Source organism: Flavisolibacter ginsengiterrae DSM 18136, from assembly GCF_059568575.1.
Map to the genome: position 1 here is coordinate 96278 of NZ_JCANTR010000003.1, position 22127 is coordinate 118404.

Sequence of the window (22127 nt, forward strand, 5' to 3'; positions counted from 1 at the left end):
GCATGAATATTAAGCTTCGTCTTACTGTAATGAATTTTTTACAGTTTTTCGTTTGGGGTTCCTGGTTGATCACGATCGGTGCTTTCTGGTTTCAGTATAAGAACTGGGCTCCCGACCAATTCGGTGCTATTTTTTCCACTATGGGCATTGCTTCCCTTTTCATGCCAACTATTGCCGGTTATCTTGCCGATAAGTATATCAATGCCGAAAAATTGTATGGTATTTTTCATATCTGCGGGGGTATAGTTTTGTTTTGCCTGCCAATGGTAACCACACCCACCTGGTTTTTCTGGGTTTTATTATTAAATATGTGTTTTTACATGCCTACCATTGCCTTATCTAATGCTGTTGCCTATGCAGCGCTCAAGAAAAGCGGCACCAATGTGGTAAAAGATTTTCCACCGATCCGCGTATGGGGCACCATTGGATTTATTGTTGCATTATGGGTAGTTAGTTTGCTGCATTTTGAAACATCGCCCAACCAGTTTTATGTAGCTTCGCTGGCTTCAATATTATTGGGATTTTATTCTTTTACATTACCACCATCCCCCCCACAGTTAAAAGCTGTAAAACTGGGTGAAGGAACACAAACGACACTGGGCTTAAGCACGTTTGCTTTGTTTAAGAATTATAAAATGGCCACTTTCTTTCTCTTTGCCATGTTATTGGGCGCGGCTTTGCAATTGACCAATGCTTACGGAGATACTTTTCTGCATGATTTTGCCAATAATCCGATTTACAAAGGTACTATGGCTGTCAGGTACCCGGCTATCATTATGTCCATTTCGCAGATATCCGAAACACTCTTTATCCTTGCCATACCATTTTTCCTGCGTCGCTTTGGTATTAAGCAGGTCATGCTGATAAGCATGGTGGCCTGGGTGCTGCGTTTTGGTTTATTTGCCTATGGCGATCCTGGTGAAGGATTGTGGATGATCATACTTTCCTGTATTGTATACGGAATGGCTTTCGACTTTTTTAATATTTCAGGTTCTTTATTTGTTGAGACAGAAACAAGTCCTTCCATACGTGCCAGTGCACAAGGTTTATTTATGATGATGACAAATGGGGTAGGCGCTGTTTTGGGAAGCCTGATCAGCGGGATGGTGATACAACATTATTTTACGAATACCGATAATAGCAAGAACTGGCATGGCATCTGGATCTCCTTTGCCTTATATGCGCTTGTGGTTGCAGTATTGTTCCTTTTCCTGTTTAAACATAAGCATGTAGCCAGCAAACGTGAAATTAGTGAAGCGGAAACACTTGAGATGACTCCACATTAAAGAGCTTTCATTACAAGAAAAACCCCGGAATTAGATCCGGGGTTTTTCTTGAATGTATTGTTGGATATTTAGCTAAGGTGAGCTTCAATCTTTTTAACAAAATTCCCTTTTGGTTGAGCACCTACCAATTTGTCTACAACCTGTCCGTTTTTAATGAAAAGAATAGCAGGGATTGAGGTAATGCCATAATTCATACTTACCTGTGGGTTTTCATCAACGTTGACCTTGCCAACGTTTACCTTTCCATCATATTCTTTTGATAATTCATCAATAACTGGTCCTATAGCACGACAAGGACCACACCATTCAGCCCAAAAGTCAACAACGGTTAATTTTTCAGAGCTAAGTACTTCATTTTGAAAATTAGAATCTGTGAATGCTTTTGCCATATTTCTTATTTTAAAATAGTCAAACGATTAATTGAATCTGCAAATTTAACTCCAACACCAGTTCAAAGGAACAGTTGTCAGTTAATGTTTCATTTTGGCAGCCTTATCAATAGAATTAAGATTGATTGGTACAAGTAATTTTGTTTTAATATAATAAGTTCCTGCTCTCTACACAGCTGTTACCTGTACATCTATTTCTGGTTTATTTTGAAGGAAATCAATCAAATCTGTGTTCATTTCCAGTCCACTATCCAGGGTTACCAGGTTTGCCTTCATAGCTGTTTTAGGTTCTGATACGATCAGCCTGAGAGATGATTTGCCCGGGTATTTCTTTATATTTTCTTCCAGGAAATCGATCATTTCCTTCTGAATGTTTCTGACATCAATTTCCAATTGCACCTGTTTTGTTAACTGCCGTTTAACATTTTCAGCAAGAGCGATACTGCTTACTTTGAACTCATACTCTGCCTTATTGAATCTCTGTTTAAATGACCCAACCAACATAACCGCATGGCCATTTTGCAGGTAAGCATTATATCGTACATAATCATCCCCAAATAATACGATCTCGGTTTTACCGGAATAGTCCTCCAGGACAAAAGATCCGAACTTATTGCCTTGCCTGGAAATCCTGTGATTGGCTGCGGATACGAGGCAAAGCAGCTTGTAAGTTTTTCCTGCGCTTGCCAGTAATTGCGAATCCTTGATCTCATTGAAATCTTCAACTGATGTAATGCCATAATGGTGGATCTCGAACTTGTAATGATCTAAGGGATGTCCGCTTAAATAAATGCCCGTTACTTCTTTCTCCTTATCTAATTGCTCAGTTAATGACCATTGGGGGCAATTAGGAATAGTGGGAGTTTTTATATCCAATACTGCTGGCAGATCACCAAATAGTGTATTGGAAGTATTTACAGACTGTGCCTGTACGATACTGCCAAATTTTGTAATCTTTTCAAGTCCTGTTTGTGATTCTCCTTCAGGTATACAGAAATATTGAGCCCTGTGTAACTGTGGGAAAGTGTCAAAAGCACCTGCATAGATCAGGCTTTCCAAAGTTCTTTTGTTAACTGCTCTCTGGTTAATTCTTTTGATGAAATCAAACGGGTCTTTAAACCTTCCGTCTTTTTTACGTTCCTGGATGATATTCTCAATGGCATTTTCACCCACACCTTTCAAACCTCCGAGTCCAAACCGGATCTCACCCGCATCATTTACGGCAAATCCTTTATGAGATTCGTTGATATCCGGGCCGAGCACCTTAATTCCCATGCGTTTACATTCTTCCATAAAAAATGTAAGCTTTTCAATTGCGTTGGCATGGTTCAATACTGCCGACATATACTCGGCAGGGTAGTGGGCCTTTAAATACGCTGTCTGGTAGGCTACAAAAGCATAGCAGGTTGAATGCGATTTATTAAAAGCATATTGTGCAAAAGCTTCCCAGTCGGTCCATATTTTTTCTAAGGCTTCTTTTTTATGTCCAAGTGTTGTTGCGCCTTCCACAAACTTGCTCTTCATCTTGTCCAGGGTCTTCCTGTCCTTTTTTCCCATGGCCTTTCGCAATACGTCTGCATCACCCTTAGAGAAATTGGCTAGTTTTTGAGCCAGCAACATCACCTGTTCCTGGTAAACTGTAATACCGTAAGTTTCCTTCAGGTATTCTTCCATTTCCTGCAGGTCATATTGCACTTCCTCCCTTCCATGTTTGCGGTCTACATACTGTGGTATGTATGCCATTGGTCCAGGGCGGTATAAGGCATTCATGGCAATCAGATCCGCAAATTGGTCAGGCTTTAACTCCTTCAGGTATTTCTGCATACCCGGGCTTTCAAACTGGAAGGTTGCTATAGTATCGCCGCGTTGATACAATTCATACGTTTCCTCGTCGTCTAATGGGATCTCATCTATGTTAATATCTACACCATGTTTTTCTTTTATCATGATCAGTGCGTCACGAATAATAGAAAGTGTCTTTAATCCCAGGAAGTCCATTTTGATCACCCCGGAATCCTCAATGATGCTTCCTTCAATCTGGGTTATATAAAGGTCAGTCTCCTTGGAGGTAAACACAGGAATCAAATCAGTCAGGTCTTTGGGAGCAATGATGATACCTGCGGCGTGGATACCAGTATTTCTTACCGATCCTTCCAATCGCTCTGCTTCATGAAGCACCTCGCTTTGAAGTGATTTGCTGTTATATATCTCTCTTAAACGTTTGGCATTTTCTATATCCTCACTGCTGTATTCATCGTCCAAAGGTTTTTCACCCTCTTTGGCAGTTAAGGGTGCATGCAAAACCCTGTATAATTTTGTACCCGGTTTATCTGGAACCAGCTTTGCCAGGCCATTTGATTCAGCAAGTGGCAGGTCCATTACCCGGGCAACATCTTTTATACTCGATTTGGCAGCCATCGTACCGTAGGTAACAATCTGGGCTACCTGGTTCTTGCCATATTTCTGAACTACATAGTCAATTACTTTCTGACGACCCTCATCATCAAAATCCGTATCAATATCGGGCATTGACTTTCTATCCGGATTCAGGAATCTTTCAAACAGCAAGTTATACTTAATAGGGTCAATATTGGTAATGCCTATACAATAGGCCACAGCACTTCCAGCAGCTGATCCACGGCCAGGTCCTACAAAAACGCCCAGATCGCGTCCAGCTTTGATAAAATCACTCACGATCAGGAAATAACCAGCAAATCCCATGGTGCGGATAGTGAATAATTCAAAATCAAGCCGCTCCCTGGTTTCTTCTGTGATTTCTGAGTAACGTTGCCTGGCACCTTCATAGGTAAGGTGCTTTAAAAATTCCCATTGGTTGAGATTGGAATCCTCATGAATCTGGAATTCTTTAGGTAAAGGAAAGGCTGGCAGCAGAATATCCCTTTTCAGGTTCAATAATTCTACCTTGTCCACTATCTCACCTGTATTATCAATTGCTTCCGGAAGATCCCGGAAGGTCTTGATCATTTCATCTGATTTCTTAAAATAGAACTGGTCATTGGGGAATGCAAACCTTCTTCCTTTAGCATTCACATCATCATCTGAAAAATCTCCCAATTTTTCAGTAGCCTGTTTTTCACCAGTGTTGATGCAAAGAAGGATGTCATGGGCATTATAATCCGATTGGTCAACATAATGAGAGTCATTGGAAGCAATGATCTTGACCCCATACTTACGGGCAAATTTTATCAGTACCTGGTTCACTTTGTCCTGTTCAGCCATCCCATGTCGCTGAAACTCCACATAATAATCCTCTCCGAAAAGGTCCAGCCACCATTTGAATTCTTTTTCCGCATCAGCCTCGGATCCTCTCATGATAGCCTGGGGCACCATGGCACCCAGACAGCAGGTTGTGGCGATCAGTCCTTCCTTATATTTTACAATCAGCTCTTTATCAATCCTTGGGTATTTGCTGTAAAGACCTTCCATAAAACCCAGTGAGGTTAGCTTTACAAGATTCTTATACCCCTTTTCATTTTTGGCAAGTAGTATCTGGTGAAAGCGCTGGTCTTTTTCCTCTTTGGTAAAGGTTTTCCTGTGACGGTCTATTGCCACATAAAACTCGCAACCTACAATGGGCTTTACCTTAGGTTTCCCGTTTTCATCCAAATTCTTATATGCCTGGGAAACAAATTCAAAAACCCCGAACATATTTCCATGATCTGATATGGCTAATGCAGGCATTCCATCATCAATTGCCTTTTTATACAGACCAGAAATTGAGGCGGCTCCATCGAGCAAGGAATATTGCGTATGTACGTGTAAATGTGAAAATTTCATAATCTGTAACCCTCTTGTTATGAATCAAAGTAAAGGATTCATGCACCATAATTCTACAAGTAACTACGAAGTTGGCAATAATTATCTATTAAAATCGTTGATAGTAATCCACAACCTGTGGGAAAAAATCTATATTTTCGTAAGTATCCACCATCCACCTAATTAAAAGCCAAATGATTAAACCCATCCTCTCCACAGTCACCATCCTCTTTTTCCTGGGGGCTTACCAACCCGTTATTGCACAAGCAAAACAAGTTAGTTTAAATAGTTCTAAAGGAGATGTAAAGTTTCTAGATGACATTACAGTTGAAGTAGCTCCGATCAATTCTTCCAACACAGAAGTTTCCACCTCTTATTCTTCCAAAAAGAGCGAAGCTGTTTTGAGTAATAAAAAGATTGTTGAATCATTTTCCAGGCCTGATATTGAAACTGCCCAGAAATTACAATTCAAATATGCTTTGATATTGGATACGGAAGTTGAAATGGTAAAAAATATAAACCTGGTCAGCCTTATAGATGAATGGATGGGAACCAGGTATCGTTTAGGTGGTACCTCAAAATCAGGTATTGATTGCTCTGCCTTTATGCAGGTATTATTTGCAGGTATCTATGGAATTGCACTGCCACGCACTGCCAGGGAGCAATACAATAACTCCCAAAGGATCTCGCGGACTGAACTAAAAGAAGGAGATCTGATCTTTTTCAATACTACTGGTGGCGTTTCTCACGTAGGCATGTATCTTCAAAACAACAAGTTTGTACATGCATCTTCTTCAGGGGTCACTATCAGTGACATTTTTGATGAATATTGGGTAAGACGTTTTGTTGGTGTAGGCAGGGTACAAGATACCCAGGAATCGCCTGTTTTAATCTCCAAACTTTAATCTCTTCTTTATTGTCTGCACTATAGGTGCCAGGTCCGGGGACAATTCAAGGTAAATAGCAGTTGTAGTAAACAGAACTACAAAAGCTATGCTCCTGATTATAATGCCTGACCAGCCTTCAAAATTCTTAAAGATGAAATAAATGACCAGGTAGCAAACAATACTATGCAGCAATACATATACTGTTTGCCTGGTAAATGGCTGAAGATTGAATTTTCTTTTCAGGAAAATGATTCTTATAGTATTGTAAATGATATAGGATCCCAGGTTGGACCATGCCGAACCGATTATTCCAAATTTTTTAACCAATATAATATTAAGTGGAACAGCCAGCACCAGTAATATAACTCCACTGAAAAAATCAAATCTCCAATAAGTTGAGGTGCCAATGATCTGGCCGTTCACCCCTGTTCCCATATCCACAATGTTTTTCAAGGCCAGGAAAAAGACCACCCATCTTCCTTGCTCATAGATGGGGTCCAAATGAAGAGAGGCTACCGCATACTCGTAGTTGAGCCAGATCAGGGCAAATAAAAAGGTTGATATCATTAAAAGATTCAAGCTGGATCGTTTATAAACCCTGTCAATAGTGGCAAAGTTTTTATCTTTCCAGGCCCGGGAAAGAACAGGAATAGAAATAGAAACCAGGCTTCGTTGTGGTACCTGGATGACATTGGCCAGGTAGGAACTAAAATCAAATACTGCTCCGAAATTCAATCCCCTGAAAGATGCAATGGCAAGAAAATCAACACTTTGAGCTGTAATATTGATGATGTTGGCGCTGTAGGTATAGGCCATCAAAACAAGGATCTTCTTTTTAAATTTCCGGGTTACCCTGCTTATTTCGAATATAAACCTGAATTCATGCAGCCTGATCAGATAAATTAGTAATACGAGGAAGCTTATAGCATAAAGGAGTGAAAAAAGCCTGATAAATAGGTCAAAATTCTTACCAGTTAAAATGAATACTATAATAAGGAAGGTGGTAAATACCCGGAACCCGGCTTCCCGCAAAAAGTTGGGAATTATCGTTTTACCTATAGTCCAGGCATAGGCTTCCAATACAGAGAAAAAAAGCAGGAAAAAAGTAAATGGAAAAACCCAGTAGTAATATTTGACTACCAGGGGTGATTTGGCAATAAATTTTTGAACCACAATAGATTGGAACATTACGCCACCCCCAATGGTCAGTAGAAAACCAAAGAATGCCACAATCAATGCCACACTCAGAAGGTCATTTTTTTCAGCAGGGAGGTTATCCTTATAATAAGGGTAGAATTTATAAATGACTGAGGCAAAACCAAATCCTGCAAATCCATAGAAGAACTGGCCAATAACAATGAAGGCCCTTGTCAATCCATATTGTTCAGGCGTGAAAATGCCCTGGCGGGTAAACAGGTACGTATTTAAGGCCCCAAAGGCAAAACCTACATAGATGAGTAAGGAAGAGATAATGGCCTGCCTTCTGATCACGCTCATGGGGTAAAAATAATTCAGAAGCTTGATTCCCTATGATTAATTAAATCTTCCCTGATCATCTTAATTTCTTCTTGCTTTGATTCACAAGACATTTAACTATACTATATATCATTATGTTTTAATGTGTATAGGTTCTCCCGACTTGCGCCTAATATGAGCCGCCTTTGAACCGCCTTTGAGCCGCCCCTTTAAAGAGGCGATACAAAGACCTTTCAAAGATGGGTAAAACAGGGATTAAAACCGCATGGTATTGGAATCAGGCCAACAACAGCCTCTATTTATAGTTACATACTGAAATCTGGAAGCCTAAAGTTTACCAGGCATTTTATTACTATATATACTTGAAATATTCTTTTTCAATGTAATGCCCCGCTTGATTTTTGAAAAATGTGATTAATCTAGTAAACATTGAAAATTTAGTTTTAGACAATGTCAATCCTTTTGAACCCGGATATAAAAATTGTTATCTGCTGTAATTGAGCTTAAATTTTTACCTGCAAGTTTAATTTTTTGCTCCAACATTGTTGGCCGTATCCACTGGCCATTCGTCAATTTAACCGGCATATTAAAACCCTTAATGCAATTTGTCCATTTGTATCTTAGATTAGCCCCATCAGTTTTTAATTGGAGAACTGGTATCATAATAGTGCGCAGGTATTGGTCAAATACCTTAGAAAGGTCCTTGCCGCTTTTTTGTGAGATATATTCTTCCACCTGTTTAGAAGTAACTGTCTGGTGGTAAAAATCTTTATTTAGGCCTCTAAGTATGGTCCTGAACAATGAATCATTATTAATGACCTGGCGAACAGTATGAAGAAGATTGGCACCTTTAGGATACATATCACCACTTCCTTCCTTATTTACCCCGTAAAATCCTATAATAGGTACATCATTATTAATGGTATTTCTTAATCCCTGTACATACTCGTCTGCTGCTTGCTTGCCATAATAATATTGAATAAACAACACCTCGGAATAATTGGTAAATCCTTCATGCACCCACATATCAGCAATATCTTTTGTGGTAATATTATTGGCAAACCATTCATGGCCACTTTCATGCACAATAATAAAGTCCCACTTCAGGCCCCAGCCCGTTCCTGACAGGTCTCTGCCCAGGTAACCGTTTTGGAATCCATTACCATAAGCTACTGCACTTTGGTGTTCCATTCCAAGGTGGGGTGCCTGCACCAGTTTATAACCATCTTCATAAAAAGGGTAGGGGCCAAACCAATATTCAAAAGCCCTGAGCATCAACTTCACTTGTTCAAATTGCTTTTTGGCTTTTTCCAGGTCTTCCTGTAACACCCAGTATCCAAGATCAAGAGTTCCTTTTTCTCCCTGTAGGGTGTCGGTCCAGTTTACGTATTTCCCGATATAGGGGATAATATTGTAATTATTAATGGGAGCAGTTACTTCCCAGGTATAGGAAGCTATTTTATCAGTAACTTTTTTATTTTTTAATCTTCCATTGCCAACAGCGATCAGTGAATCGGGAATATTAATGGTAAGCGTTGCCCCATTATCTGGTTCGTCGCCCTGGTAGTCTTTGCAGGGATACCAAACAGAAGCGCCTAGACCCTGGCAGGCAACGCTCATCCATGCATTACCAGCTTTATCTTTTTTCCAGATCCAGCCGCCATCCCATGGTGGTTTGATTGCTTCCCTGGGTTGTCCATGATAAGCTATGGTTAGGGATTGAACACTTCCTTTAGCTGCACGGGGCAATGGTATATGCCATACATTTCCCTCATTATAATAAGGCTTGGGAGGATAGTTGATATACAATTTATTGTTATAAAAAATAGTATCAATGACAAGGGGTCTTTGAAGATCTACCTGCAGGTAATCATTGTGTTTGTCTTCGGTTATTTTGTATTCAATGGTTGTTTTGCCTTTAATTGTTTTGGAATTATAATCTGGTGTAACCGTAATATCATAATGTAAAACATCCCACCATGATCTTTGGGGTCCAACAGTACCTCTCAATGTATCCTGGTGTGTAAATGTTTCTTTATGGTGCAATGGCTGGCTAAAAAGACTGGTTGTTAAGAATAGTAAACAAGCTAAAAGGGGCAGGAATTTTATTTTCATTTTAGAGGTTGTTATTTCAACAAATACTTGTCTAATTTAGAACCCTTTTGATTACTACATGTTCCGTTGGTGTAAATATTTACTAATCTTTTCTATTTTACCATTTGCCAGCTGTTATAACAGTGAGCAAAAAGACACAGGGATATTTCATTATAATGAAAGCACCGGTATTGCATCCCTGGATCCGGCATTTGCCAAGAATCAATCTATCATGTGGCCAGTACACCAGTTGTACAATACATTGATCGAGGTGGATAATAACCTGAATATCGTTCCTTCATTGGCAACAAGGTGGACTATTTCGGAAGATAAAACTGTTTATACCTTTTACCTGCGTAATGATGTTTATTTCCATGATGATCCATGTTTTGTAAATGGGAAAGGCAGAAAGCTTGTTGCAGCTGATATTGCATATAGTTTGCAAAGAATCAGGGATAAGAACCTGGCAAGTCCGGGATCATGGATATTTAATGATAAGGTAGATTCGGTAAATGGCTTTAAAGCATTGAATGATACTATTTTCCAGGTGAAGCTGGTTCGCCCATACAATCCTATTTTGGGCATTCTTTCCATGCAGTATTGTTCTATTGTGCCGAAAGAAGCTGTTAGCAAGTATGGTTCTGATTTCCGAAGACATGCTGTAGGCACCGGACCATTTCAATTTGTGGCCTGGGAAGAAGGCCAGGCCCTGATCTTACAAAAAAACCCACATTATTTTGAAGTAGATCCGGAAGGAAAAAGACTTCCTTATTTGAATGGAATAAAGGTTAGTTTTTTTGATTCAAGAGCCACTGAATTTTTATTATTCCGTCAAAAGAAATTGGATTTCATCAACGATATTGATGCATCATTTAAAGATGAAGTATTAACCAAAACAGGGGCTCTCAGAAAGGACTGGCAAGGTAAAATAACCCTGCAAACGAATCCTTATTTAAATATTGAGTATTTCGGAATCCTGGTAGATGACTCAAACCCATTATTAAAAGATTCGCCTTTGAAACTGAAAAAGGTAAGGCAAGCCATCAACTACAGCATTGACAGGGAAAAGATGGTACTATACTTAAGAAATTCCTTGGGTACTCCTGCCACTGCAGGTTTCGTTCCTGTGGGCTTGCCATCTTTTGATTCAGGTAAGGTAAAAGGGTATAGTTACAACCCCCTATTGGCAAGGAAACTTTTAGATGAAGCTGGAATAAAACGGGGGGAACAAACACCTATTAAATTACAGACTATTCCTATTTATGCTGATATTGGAAGCTATATAGCCAGGCAGATGGAAGAAATAGGGTTAAAGGTGCAGGTGGACGTGGTTCAAAAATCTTTGTTACTGGAGTTGACATCCAATTCAAGAGCATTATTCTTTCGGGGAAGTTGGATTGCAGATTATCCGGATGCGGAAAATTACCTGTCAGTATTTTATTCTAAAAACCCGGCACCACCCAATTATACCAGGTATTCCAGCAGGCAGTTTGATGCTTTATTTGAGAAAGCGATCAGGGAAACAAATGATTCTATCCGTTATCAACTATACCAACAGGCTGACCAGGTAATGATGGAAGATGCACCAGTGGTACCTTTATGGTATGATAAAGTTGTACACCTGGTGCAACCCAGTGTTTCCGGCTTTGAGCCAAATGCACTGAACCTGCTTGAATTGAGAAGTGTTCAAATAAAAAAGAGATCAGAATGATCTTTTTTCAGCACTTTTCAATGCTGGTGTTTTATAATGATCCAAAAGACTTTTTTCAGCAATCATTTTTTCAATGCCTTCAATAGAACGTGGCGCAAAAGATGATAATAATTCATATCCATTTTCAGTGATCAGGGCATCATCTTCAATGCGCACACTGATACCCCACCATTTTTTATCGCATGGACTATCTGAAGAAATATAAATTCCGGGTTCAATGGTAATAACCATTCCTTTTTTTAATGTTTGCGATATACCCTTATCATGCACATCCAGGCCTATATGGTGGGATAGTCCATGCGGATAATATTTAGACACCTCATCTTTATTTTTGATAATTCCCAATTTTACAAGGCCATTGGCAATAATATCTTTAGCTGCTACAGAAGCATCTGCCCATTTAGCTCCATCTTTTAATAATTTGAATGCTGCTTCCTGTGCATCATAAACAAGCGAATAAATAGCTTTTTCTTCCGGTGAAAATTTTCCATCCACAGGAATTGTTCTTGTTACATCGGAAGAATAACCATGGTATTCAGCACCAACATCCATTAATAAAAGATCATTGCCTACCCGGGTTTTAGTGTTTTCCATATAATGCAAAATGCATCCATTTTCACCAGCTCCAATGATGGAGCCATATCCCACTCCTTCAGCTCCATATCTTTTATGGATGTATTCATGAAGTCCCTGGATTTCTAATTCTGACATATCCGGGCGCACGGTCTTCATTACTTCATTTTGCCCAAGGCAGGAAATTTCAACAGCTTTCCTGATCAGGGACAATTCTTCTGGAGTTTTGATCTCTCTTAAAGTGCCGGTGATCTGGTCAAATAAAAAAGTATTGATCCTTGCATCAGCAATTTGTTGTTTAACCTGTTCCAGGTCTTTTTCATTTTTAATGCTGACAATTGCATTTACCAGGGCATTGTCCCTGTAAACTGTGGTAGATGCCATTTTGGTCTTAAAAGCATTGATGGTGCGGTCAATATTAGGCATGGATGCTCTTCCATAAAAAATGCCCAGGTCTTTATAAAGTGTATTGGAGTAATTATCCGGTAACTGAATTTTTTGCCTGAATTGAGCCACCAGGTCATATAAATCTGCTTTGTCATTTGTTTCATCAGTCATGCCCTCAGGTAAGCTGCCAAAAATAACTGTCTTAAACTTTGAAAGGTCCAGTGGAAATTCCCTGAATTCATCATTATTGAATACATGAGTAATGCCTAGTTTCTCTTTAACACCATCAACTCCAAGTCTACGACCTGTCCACTGTTCAGCTAAAGCATTTCTTTTTTGTACAAAAAACAGTTCATTAAATCGATCTCCATCCGGTGCAGACTGATCTTCCTTAAATATCAATAAAACTGAATTGGGTTCTTTATACCCGGTAAAATAAAAAAGGTCTGGATTTGGATGATAGAAGTAGTTGATATCATTGGAGAAGGTTCGGGTGGGTGCAGCAAATACAACCATGACCGAATTGTCGGGCATTAGTTTGCGCGCAGCATCTCTCCTGGATCTATGGAATTCTTTCGATAAATAATCCTGGGGCAAATCTTTTTGTGCCCTTGTAGAAATGCCAGTCGCCAGGATTAGGGCCATAATAATCAGGCACCTGGTTGTTTTGGTATGCATACGAATGGTTTGGGCTTTAAGTTAAACCATTCACATCAAATAGAATCCGCCAATATTTATATGTTCATTATAAGAGGACGATTTATTTAATCGTCATCCTCTTCATAATAAGATTCTTCATTATTATTATAATGCTTTTCCCATGCTTCGACCATGGCATCGTTCAGGCATTCCAGTATATCAAAAAGTTTATCGTTCTTTTTTTTCCATTCTGTTTTTAGTTCATCCCTGTATTTAAATATATACATACAGTGATCACTCTCCATGGTCACTTTGATCAACTCAATAGGTGAATCCACTTGTTCCTGTACAAGATAATAACATCCGGGTTCCAGCAATCCATACGAATACATATTCAATCCTCCGTTTTTGGGTGGTTTATTAACTCTTACTATGGGTTAGTAAGCTAATAAAATTGTAAGTAGAATTAATGGGTAGTGAGGCAGTCCTGGTATCAAAGGCAATTAAACATGCCTTGTATAGAGTCAAAATTAGGGGTTTTCAAATCATAATTCCCAGAAAGTCTGCAAAAAATACTTAAGTTTTTAAGTCATTGGTTATCAATATTATATAGAACAAAAATTCCGATAAAAATAATTTTAAAAAACTAAACATTTTAGTAAATTAAGCATTTTTTTTCATTATATTTGCCCGCTGCTGAGCTGATAGATTAATAGATATTTAAATATTATCCTGGCTCAAAAGCAATGCCCCAGACCAAGGTGCTGCTCATGAGGTTCTAAAACCCTGTTGGAATAATGGACTATCCGGTAGCTAATTAACTGTGGTAAGCTCAATCAAATTATTTTTACTCAAATTACTCTTGAAATAATCCTATGGCAGAAACTAAAAAAAATCTCTTTGAGTATACAGAGGATAGTATCAAAAGCCTTGACTGGAAAGAGCATATTCGCCTGAGGCCAGGTATGTACATTGGAAAATTGGGAGATGGCTCCAGTCCTGATGACGGGATCTATGTTTTGGTGAAAGAGGTTATTGATAATTGTATTGATGAATATACTATGGGGTATGGTAAGACCATCGAGGTTTCTATTAAAGACCATTCAGTAACCATCCGTGATTATGGCCGTGGCATTCCTTTGGGTAAGGTGGTTGATGTCGTAAGCAAGATCAATACCGGGGCCAAATATGACAGTAAGGTATTCCAGAAAAGTGTTGGCTTAAATGGGGTAGGTACCAAGGCTGTAAATGCCTTGAGTAGTTCTTTTAAGGTGGCCTCATTCAGAGATGGTAAAGTAAAAGAAGCTGAGTTTGAAAGGGGTGTATTGATAAAAGATAACAAAGAAACCAAAACAGATGGTGAAAATGGAACCCTGGTAACCTTTATCCCGGATGAGACCATATTCAAGAATTTTCATTTCATTTCAGAATACCTGGAAAAGCAAATCTGGAATTATTGCTTTTTGAATGCAGGTATGCGCATTGTTTTTAATGGTAAATCCTATATCAGTAAAAATGGATTGCTGGACCTGCTGGAACGTAATACCAATGCAGATGAACTGCGTTATCCTATTATTCATTTAAAAGGAGAAGATATTGAAGTTGCCCTAACCCACAATAATGATTATGGAGAGGACTACTATAGTTTTGTTAACGGTCAGCATACCACGCAGGGTGGAACGCACCAGCAGGCATTCAGGGAAGCGTATATAAAAGTGATCCGCGATTTTTTCAAGAAAGATTATGATGCATCGGATATACGCCAAAGTATCGTAGCTGCCATTTCCGTGAGGGTAGTTGAGCCGGTATTCGAATCACAAACCAAAACCAAGTTAGGCTCACTGAACGTAGATGAAGGTGGTCCAAGCATGCGACAGTTCATTCTTGATTTTTTATCTAAACAGCTTGATAATTTTCTACATAAAAACCCTACTATAGCTGATGCGTTAAAAAAACGCATTGAGCAAAGTGAAAGGGAACGGAAAGACCTGGCAGGTATAAAAAAACTTGCCAACGAAAGAGCGAAAAAAGCCAACCTGCATAATAAGAAACTGCGGGATTGTCGCGTTCACATGAATGACGAGCCACCTGCCAAAAGCAAACAAGAGTTTTTTGCCACTCAAAAAGAGACGACCATTTTTATCACTGAAGGTGATTCTGCCAGTGGATCAATTACAAAAGCAAGGAAAGTTGAAACACAAGCTGTTTTCAGCTTGCGTGGAAAGCCTTTGAACTGTTTTGGCATGAGCAAGAAAGTGGTTTATGAAAATGAAGAACTTAATCTTTTGCAACATGCACTTAATATTGAAGAAGGGTTGGAAGGATTGCGATTCAACAGGATCGTAATAGCTACCGATGCTGATGTTGACGGAATGCATATCCGCTTATTGATCATGACCTTCTTCCTGCAGTTTTTCCCCGACCTGGTTAAAAATAACCATGTGTACATACTTGAAACTCCTCTTTTCCGTGTAAGAAATAAACAGGAAACGATCTATTGTTATTCCGAACAGGAAAAGCAGGCCGCTGTTAGAAAACTTGGTTCCAAACCAGAGATCACCCGTTTTAAAGGTTTGGGAGAAATCTCGCCGGATGAATTCGGGCGATTCATTGGAGAAGAAATGCGTTTACAACCGGTCATTTTAGAACACGGCGACCATATTCAACAATTGCTGGAATATTACATGGGTAAAAATACCCAGGAAAGGCAGGAGTTTATAATCAATAACCTAAAAGTAGAGTTAGATACAGTAGAAGAAGCAGTGGCATAGTCATAACTATTTGGCTGCTGTCTAATAAAATAAGAAAGCGAATGATACATATAGTTTTTCAGGAAGCAGATATCGAGGTATTAAAAAAAGCAATTGAACTGGATGAAAGTTTGATAGGAAAAGTGGAAATTATACGCGATGATTATGCCGTTGGCCCAATATCCAATATATATGAAGCCGAAGGTTACCAGCAACGAAGGGATTGGTGGAAAGAACTTCTGGAACTATCTCCCTATAATATGGAACAGGTAACAGATATGGTAGATGACCGCCTGACTGTACATAATCTTAAAAAGGAGTTAGAAGAAAATGCCAAAGAAGAAGTATGGATCTGGATGGGCCAAAATCAACATGATGTGTGTGGTTATTATTGGTTGATCACACAATTACAGGCCTTCCAGGGGCGGATAGTTGTGTTATACTTAAATAACCTTCCTTTCATCAATGAAAAAGGAAATATTTTTTACCCTATCTCATTACATGAAATACAACCTAAAGAATTTCTGAAAGCGAAGAAGCTAAACCGGAAAGTTACTCCCAGTGAATTTGAAGTAGATCCGGATGAATGGAAAAAATTATATACAGAAAATGACATGGTACGCATATTGGAAGGTGGTAAAAAGATAGCAGGCAAACCCGAAGATTTTTATGATGCTGATGTATTGAAGGGGCTTTCAAATGAATGGCAGAAAGGTAATAAGGCAATGAGTGGTATCCTGGGTAAAATGAAGATAAAGACCGGTGATGTTTTTCTTTTGTGGCGCATGAAAAAAATGGCAGAAGAAGGAAAAATAGAGCTTCATGGTGATACATCCAGGGGCTGGAAAGATTTTGAAGTGCGTTTGAAAAATACTGCAGTTGAAGAAGTAAACCTTGAACAACCAAACAACAGTTTATCCTGATTCCTTTGAATAAATACCATTGGGAAGAAAATAAAATGCAATGAGTACTACGAAAAACAAAAATTACGAACATGTACAAAATGACCATGGTATCAATGGTCAGTATAAGACCTGGTTCCTGGATTATGCATCCTATGTTATCCTGGAAAGAGCGGTACCGGCTGTGGAAGATGGACTAAAGCCTGTACAACGCCGGATCTTACATGCCATGAAAGAAATGGATGATGGAAGGTTTAATAAGGTAGCCAATGTTATTGGTCAAACCATGCAATACCATCCTCACGGAGACGCATCTATTGGCGATGCATTGGTTAATATGGGCCAAAAAGACCTGCTGATTGATACACAGGGAAACTGGGGAGATATCAGAACTGGTGACGATGCGGCAGCATCAAGGTATATCGAGGGGCGTTTGAGTAAGTTTGCCCTGGAAGTAGTCTTTAATCCAAAAACTACTAACTGGCAATTAAGTTATGATGGGCGTAAAAATGAACCCATCACATTGCCAGTAAAATTTCCACTACTACTTGCACACGGAGCAGAAGGAATTGCTGTTGGCTTAGCTACCAAAGTATTGCCACATAATTTCTGCGAAATCTGTGAGGCAGCTATTAAATATTTAAAGGGGCGAAAATTTGACCTGTATCCCGACTTCCTGACCGGGGCCATGGCAGATGTAAGTGATTACAACCAGGGTATGAGGGGAGGCCGGGTAAAAGTGAGGGCACATATTGAAGAACTTGATAAAAAAACCTTATTGATTAAAAGTGTGCCGTACGGTGTTACAACATCCAGCCTTATGGATAGCATTGTAAAGGCTAATGATAATGGTAAGATCAAGATTAAAAAGGTAACGGACAATACAGCAGCAGAAGTTGAAATACAGGTGGATCTTGCGCCAGGCATTTCTCCAGACATCACAATAGATGCATTATATAAATTCACTGATTGCGAGGTTTCCATATCGCCAAATACCTGTGTGATCATTGATCAGAAGCCACATTTTGTCACTGTCAATGAATTATTAAGGATCTCTGCAGAAAACACTAAAGAACTATTACAAAAAGAGCTTGAGATCCGGTTAGGAGAATTGCAGGATAAATGGCACTATACGTCATTGGAAAAAATATTCTTTGAGGAAAAGATCTATAAGGAACTGGAAAAAAAGCATGAGACATGGGAGAAAGTGATCCAGTCTATCGATAAGGCTTTTGTTCCTTTTACAAAACAATTAAGAAGGGCTGTTACCAGGGAAGATATTTTAAAACTTACGGAAAAACCTGTTCGCCGTATCTATAAACTGGATATTGACGAACTGAATGCCCAGATAAAAGATCTGGAAGCACAGATCAAACAGGTGAAGCATGATTTGGAATACCTGAATGATTATGCCATTTCTTATTTTGAAGGATTACTAAAGAAATATGGCAAAGGGAAGGAACGTAAAACTGAGATCAAGGTTTTTGAGGTAATTGAAGCTAAACATGTTGCTATTGCTAACACACGTCTTTATATAAATAGGGAAGAAGGATTTATTGGCACTTCTCTTAAAAAGGATGAATTCCTGGTAGAATGTTCTGACCTGGATGATATAATAGCCTTTACCAAAAGAGGAATAATGAAGGTGGTGAAGGTGCAGGATAAGGTCTTTATAGGAAAGGATATTTTATATGCTGCTGTTTTTCGCAAAGGAGATGAAAGGACCACTTATAATATGCTGTATACCGATGGTGGTTCAGGAATTACTTACGCCAAGAGGTTTAATGTTACAGGTATTACCAGGGACAAGGAATATGATCTCACCAAGGGACATGACAAAAGCAAGGTGCACTACCTGACTGTCAATCCCAATGGTGAAGCAGAAGTTGTCAGGGTAATACTCAGCCCTAACTGCACTGCAAGGAATAAAGAGTTTGAATTCTATTTTGAAGAACTTGAAATCAAGAGCCGCGGTAGTATGGGTAACCAGGTTACCAAATATCCTGTACGTGCAGTGAAATTCAAAGAAGCGGGAGTAGCGACACTTGGAAGTATCAAATTATGGTTTGATGACAAATTCGGAAGGCTTAATCATGAGGGTAAAGGAATTGAATTAGGAGATTTTGATGCAGAGGACAGGGTACTTGTCCTGTACAGTGATGGTACTTATGAAATTACTGACCAGGAATTAACACAGCGATTTAACCCGGAGGAAGTAATGCTGGTGGAAAAGTTTGATCCTGAAAGAATTATTACAGCTGTATACCTTGATAGCGATAAAGTTCAATATAATGTGAAGCGCTTCCGCATAGAGACAACTACCTTGAGAAGTAAGTTCCTGTTCATTAAGGAAGGAAAGGGCAATGTGCTGGAAGCTGTATCTACAGAAGAAGAGCCTATACTGATCGTTCAAACTGGTAAAGGTGCACAGGTGCGCAAGGCTAAGTTTAAAATTGCAAAAATGGTTGATGTAATGGGCTGGAAGGCTGTAGGAGCAAAATTGGTAGACTTTAACAAGAATATTATGATGGAATGGGAAAGTTCAAACCTGCCTGCTATTTTACCTGGTCAACCTCAAAAAACTACCTTGTTTTAAAAAGTAAGCTCCCCAATTTTTTCAATCCGGAGAGCCTAATTATTAAACACATTTTAAAAAAGGAAGAAGTTATGGCTTCTTCCTTTTTATTTTAACTGCGGCATTCTTTTCAAAATTACTTGAAAGTCGTACTTCGTATCTTTTTTTGCCATCATAGATCAGCATTAGAGCTGTATTAGGAGGAATTGAGCCAAGGTTATTGGCAAACATGGAAAGTGTATTGGCTTCCAGTAAAGGGTCCAAACCAATAGTCATGTGAACTGAACGGGTGCTTAATCTCAGGTTAGCTCCTAATAATTTGTCATTAAAGAATACAGATATGGAATCTCCATCCACCTCACCATTATCATAAAAATCTATTTGTAAAGAATCTGATTCCACCTCGATCTCTCTTTGAACATCAAGAGCTCTTTCCTTGTATTCCGTATTTACTACAATGTTTTGAATTGGTCTTTGCTGTACTGTAACAGCCACCAATGTATCGGTTGCTGATGGTGTCCATACCTGGTAAGTTTCTTTGAAATTTCTAAGAGCTGTTAATATAGAGTCCTGGTTTCCCGCGTCTTTATTTAATTGAAGATCAAAAATTATATTTTGACAGGTATAGCGGTAAGCATCCCGGGCATAGAACTTTCCATTCAGGTTTGACCCGGCCTTTGCTATCCTATGTGTGGCATGAAAATCCATAATACAATCAACAGCCATGTTGGAATTTGAACCAAAATAAGGTACCGGAACATTGAACAGGGACAATTCCCTGGTCTTTGCATTATAAGCACCATTTAATTTCAAACTCCTGAATGTGTTTCTGAAATAATAATTCATGATAGCCTGCACAGAGGTATTGTTCTGCTTCAGTATCAACTCAACCAGATAGTTATTACCTCCACCATTTTCAGCTGTTGCTGTTCCATACCAATATCCTACAACATTCTGGGCCTGGGAAGATATAGTGAGGCCCAATAAAAAACTAAGAAAGATTTTTTTCATGAAGTGGTGGCTTGTTATAGTTTATTTTATGTATCGCTTGATCTCTCTTTCAGTATCTCTTTGTTTAATGGTGTCTCTTTTGTCATGAAGCTTCTTCCCTTTACCAAGGCCGATATCAACTTTTGCCAGGTTTTTTTCATTAAAGAAAAGGCGAAGCGGTACAATTGTATAACCTTTATCCTTTAGTTTGGACTCCATTTTTTTTAACTCACGGCGGTTCAATAGCAATTTCCGTTCCCGAATTGGGTCATGGTTATTTACAGTACCATGAGAGTACTCAGAAATGTGTAAGGACCTTATATAAAGTTCACCCTTAATAAACAGGCAATAACTGTCATTAAAATTAGCCTTGCCCTCCCTGAGGGATTTCACCTCCGTACCAGTCAGTATAATACCAGCTGTGTATTTATCATCTATAAAATACTCGTAATAGGCAGAGCGATTTTTAATTTCCATCTCTAGTTCTTGAAAAGCGTGAGAACCGTAGCTAGCTTTTGTTTGAGATCTTTCCGGTTCACAATAAAATCCAGGAAGCCATGTTCTAAAATAAATTCACTTCGCTGAAAGCCGGGAGGAAGGTCTTTTTTTATTGTTTCTTTGATAACCCTGGGACCAGCAAAACCTATTAAGGCACCTGGTTCTGCTATATTCAGATCTCCAAGCATGCCAAAGGATGCAGATATCCCACCAAAAGTAGGGTCTGTTAATAAAGAGATATAGGGGAGTTGCGCATCTGAAAGCTGAGAAAGCTTGCCACTGGTCTTGGCTAATTGCATAAGCGAAAAGGCACTTTCCATCATCCTTGCCCCACCACTTTTGCTGATGACCATATATGGCATTCTGTGTTCCAGACAATAATCAACAGCCCTGCTGAATTTTTCACCCATTACACTTCCCAATGAGCCACCAATAAATTCGAAGTCCATACATGCAATCACAATTGGATTACCATTTACCTGGCCTGTAACAACACGCATTGAGTCTTTGAGATCTGTTTTTGACCAGGTTTCTTCTAATCTTTTCTGATAAGGCTTTAGATCACTGAAGTTGAGGAAATCCCTGGAAATTATATTATCAAAAAGCTCTTCATATTGGTTGCCATCAAAAAGGATCTCGTAATATTCATTGCTGCCGATCCTATGATGATAATTGCATTTAGGGCAAACAAATAAGGCTTCCCTCAAATCATTAACTGTGCATATGTAATTGCATTCAGGGCACTTTGTCCATAATCCTTCAGGAGTCTCCTTCCTTTCTGAACTGGGAGTTGTGATACCCTTTTTTAATCGTTTGAACCAGGAAGTTTTGGTTTCCTGTGTTTTGCCTTCTTCGCCTGCAAGGTTGGCGTCAAAATCTTCAAACTGTTGGAGCATTTATTCCAATTTGGTTTAGCGCAAATATAGGTCGTTTAGCTTTTACGTCAGGATAGGAGGTTTGTTCTTTAATTGACTACAATAACTGGGGGGATTACAGCTTAAATAAATCTTTGACCGGAAATCAACAGTTAGGTCATTCCATAGCAATAGGTTATGCAAAAGTTGACTATTGAGTCTATTTGAAGCTTTAATAAGTTATCATGATTTACTATTGCAGGTGAACATCACTGATTTTAGTAGCGATCTGAGGCAGCATGATAAAACAAGGGTAGAAATATTTAGACTGCCGGTAGA

Annotated in this window: 15 protein-coding genes; 6 read left to right on the plus strand and 9 right to left on the minus strand. The window is 39.0% G+C overall.

Translation table 11 applies throughout. The features are described from left to right. Window positions 1-2 precede the first annotated feature (2 nt). Window positions 3-1286 (plus strand): nucleoside permease, encoded by a 1284-nt coding sequence (locus tag BP74_RS04220; protein WP_496371387.1) that lies wholly within the window; start codon window positions 3-5, stop codon window positions 1284-1286. 68 nt (window positions 1287-1354) lie between these two features. Here BP74_RS04220 and trxA read toward each other — a convergent pair whose 3' ends face one another. Together trxA and dnaE are read right to left on the minus strand one after the other, a co-directional pair. Beyond that, complete coding sequence (trxA, locus tag BP74_RS04225) at window positions 1355-1675, minus strand: thioredoxin (protein WP_072835048.1); 321 nt, start codon at window positions 1673-1675, stop codon at window positions 1355-1357. Window positions 1676-1843: 168 nt separating this feature from the next. Further along, window positions 1844-5473 (minus strand): DNA polymerase III subunit alpha, encoded by a 3630-nt coding sequence (gene dnaE / locus BP74_RS04230; protein ID WP_496371390.1) that lies wholly within the window; start codon window positions 5471-5473, stop codon window positions 1844-1846. A 173-nt stretch (window positions 5474-5646) separates the two neighbouring features. On the opposite strand from dnaE, the gene BP74_RS04235 reads away from it, so the two are divergent. Next, complete coding sequence (locus BP74_RS04235; protein ID WP_496371392.1) at window positions 5647-6357, plus strand: C40 family peptidase; 711 nt, start codon at window positions 5647-5649, stop codon at window positions 6355-6357. Here BP74_RS04235 and BP74_RS04240 read toward each other — a convergent pair. Both BP74_RS04240 and BP74_RS04245 read right to left on the minus strand, forming a co-directional pair. Next, window positions 6340-7836 carry a lipopolysaccharide biosynthesis protein gene (locus BP74_RS04240; RefSeq protein ID WP_496371394.1) on the minus strand — a complete coding sequence of 499 codons (1497 nt, stop codon included), beginning with the start codon at window positions 7834-7836 and terminating at the stop codon, window positions 6340-6342. The genes BP74_RS04235 and BP74_RS04240 overlap by 18 nt on opposite strands. Before the next feature lie 432 nt (window positions 7837-8268). Beyond that, on the minus strand, window positions 8269-9930 hold the full coding sequence (locus BP74_RS04245) for a M1 family metallopeptidase (RefSeq protein WP_496371396.1): 1662 nt from the start codon (window positions 9928-9930) through the stop codon (window positions 8269-8271). Between the two features lie 58 nt (window positions 9931-9988). Between BP74_RS04245 and BP74_RS04250 the strand changes: the two genes are divergently transcribed. Continuing rightward, window positions 9989-11620 (plus strand): ABC transporter substrate-binding protein, encoded by a 1632-nt coding sequence (locus tag BP74_RS04250; protein WP_496371398.1) that lies wholly within the window; start codon window positions 9989-9991, stop codon window positions 11618-11620. Here the strand turns inward: BP74_RS04250 and BP74_RS04255 are convergent. Together BP74_RS04255 and BP74_RS04260 are read right to left on the minus strand one after the other, a co-directional pair. After that, window positions 11612-13258, minus strand: a complete 1647-nt coding sequence (locus BP74_RS04255) for an aminopeptidase P family protein (RefSeq protein ID WP_496371400.1) — start codon at window positions 13256-13258, stop codon at window positions 11612-11614. The two genes, BP74_RS04250 and BP74_RS04255, sit on opposite strands and share 9 nt — an antisense overlap. An 86-nt stretch (window positions 13259-13344) precedes the next feature. Further along, window positions 13345-13617 carry a hypothetical protein gene (locus BP74_RS04260; protein WP_496371402.1) on the minus strand — a complete coding sequence of 91 codons (273 nt, stop codon included), beginning with the start codon at window positions 13615-13617 and terminating at the stop codon, window positions 13345-13347. Window positions 13618-14094: 477 nt separating this feature from the next. On the opposite strand from BP74_RS04260, the gene BP74_RS04265 reads away from it, so the two are divergent. The 3 genes from BP74_RS04265 to BP74_RS04275 are packed head-to-tail and all read left to right on the plus strand — an operon-like array spanning window position 14095 to window position 19467. After that, window positions 14095-15990: a DNA topoisomerase IV subunit B gene (locus BP74_RS04265; RefSeq protein ID WP_496371404.1), complete on the plus strand. Its 1896-nt coding sequence runs from the start codon at window positions 14095-14097 to the stop codon at window positions 15988-15990. A gap of 41 nt (window positions 15991-16031) precedes the next feature. Further along, window positions 16032-16892, plus strand: a complete 861-nt coding sequence (locus tag BP74_RS04270; RefSeq protein WP_496371406.1) for a DUF1835 domain-containing protein — start codon at window positions 16032-16034, stop codon at window positions 16890-16892. Window positions 16893-16932: 40 nt separating this feature from the next. Next, window positions 16933-19467: a DNA gyrase/topoisomerase IV subunit A gene (locus BP74_RS04275; RefSeq protein ID WP_496371408.1), complete on the plus strand. Its 2535-nt coding sequence runs from the start codon at window positions 16933-16935 to the stop codon at window positions 19465-19467. Between the two features lie 69 nt (window positions 19468-19536). Here BP74_RS04275 and BP74_RS04280 read toward each other — a convergent pair whose 3' ends face one another. The 3 genes from BP74_RS04280 to accD are packed head-to-tail and all read right to left on the minus strand — an operon-like array spanning window position 19537 to window position 21830. Further along, window positions 19537-20457 carry a hypothetical protein gene (locus tag BP74_RS04280; RefSeq protein ID WP_496371410.1) on the minus strand — a complete coding sequence of 307 codons (921 nt, stop codon included), beginning with the start codon at window positions 20455-20457 and terminating at the stop codon, window positions 19537-19539. 21 nt (window positions 20458-20478) lie between these two features. After that, complete coding sequence (smpB, locus tag BP74_RS04285) at window positions 20479-20913, minus strand: SsrA-binding protein SmpB (protein ID WP_496371412.1); 435 nt, start codon at window positions 20911-20913, stop codon at window positions 20479-20481. Between the two features lie 2 nt (window positions 20914-20915). Further along, complete coding sequence (accD, locus tag BP74_RS04290; RefSeq protein ID WP_496371414.1) at window positions 20916-21830, minus strand: acetyl-CoA carboxylase, carboxyltransferase subunit beta; 915 nt, start codon at window positions 21828-21830, stop codon at window positions 20916-20918. Window positions 21831-22127 lie beyond the last annotated feature (297 nt).

Excerpts from the sequence above, each read along its gene's own strand:
- BP74_RS04255 (WP_496371400.1), bottom strand. The coding sequence starts at position 13,258 with ATGCATACCAAAACAACCAGGTGCCTGATTATTATGGCCCTAATCCTG.
- BP74_RS04275 (WP_496371408.1), top strand. The coding sequence starts at position 16,933 with ATGAGTACTACGAAAAACAAAAATTACGAACATGTACAAAATGACCAT.
- BP74_RS04250 (WP_496371398.1), top strand. The coding sequence starts at position 9,989 with ATGTTCCGTTGGTGTAAATATTTACTAATCTTTTCTATTTTACCATTT.
- BP74_RS04240 (WP_496371394.1), bottom strand. The coding sequence starts at position 7,836 with ATGAGCGTGATCAGAAGGCAGGCCATTATCTCTTCCTTACTCATCTAT.
- BP74_RS04280 (WP_496371410.1), bottom strand. The coding sequence starts at position 20,457 with ATGAAAAAAATCTTTCTTAGTTTTTTATTGGGCCTCACTATATCTTCC.
- BP74_RS04220 (WP_496371387.1), top strand. The coding sequence starts at position 3 with ATGAATATTAAGCTTCGTCTTACTGTAATGAATTTTTTACAGTTTTTC.
- BP74_RS04245 (WP_496371396.1), bottom strand. The coding sequence starts at position 9,930 with ATGAAAATAAAATTCCTGCCCCTTTTAGCTTGTTTACTATTCTTAACA.
- dnaE (WP_496371390.1), bottom strand. The coding sequence starts at position 5,473 with ATGAAATTTTCACATTTACACGTACATACGCAATATTCCTTGCTCGAT.
- BP74_RS04265 (WP_496371404.1), top strand. The coding sequence starts at position 14,095 with ATGGCAGAAACTAAAAAAAATCTCTTTGAGTATACAGAGGATAGTATC.
- BP74_RS04270 (WP_496371406.1), top strand. The coding sequence starts at position 16,032 with ATGATACATATAGTTTTTCAGGAAGCAGATATCGAGGTATTAAAAAAA.
- accD (WP_496371414.1), bottom strand. The coding sequence starts at position 21,830 with ATGCTCCAACAGTTTGAAGATTTTGACGCCAACCTTGCAGGCGAAGAA.
- BP74_RS04235 (WP_496371392.1), top strand. The coding sequence starts at position 5,647 with ATGATTAAACCCATCCTCTCCACAGTCACCATCCTCTTTTTCCTGGGG.
- smpB (WP_496371412.1), bottom strand. The coding sequence starts at position 20,913 with ATGGAAATTAAAAATCGCTCTGCCTATTACGAGTATTTTATAGATGAT.
- trxA (WP_072835048.1), bottom strand. The coding sequence starts at position 1,675 with ATGGCAAAAGCATTCACAGATTCTAATTTTCAAAATGAAGTACTTAGC.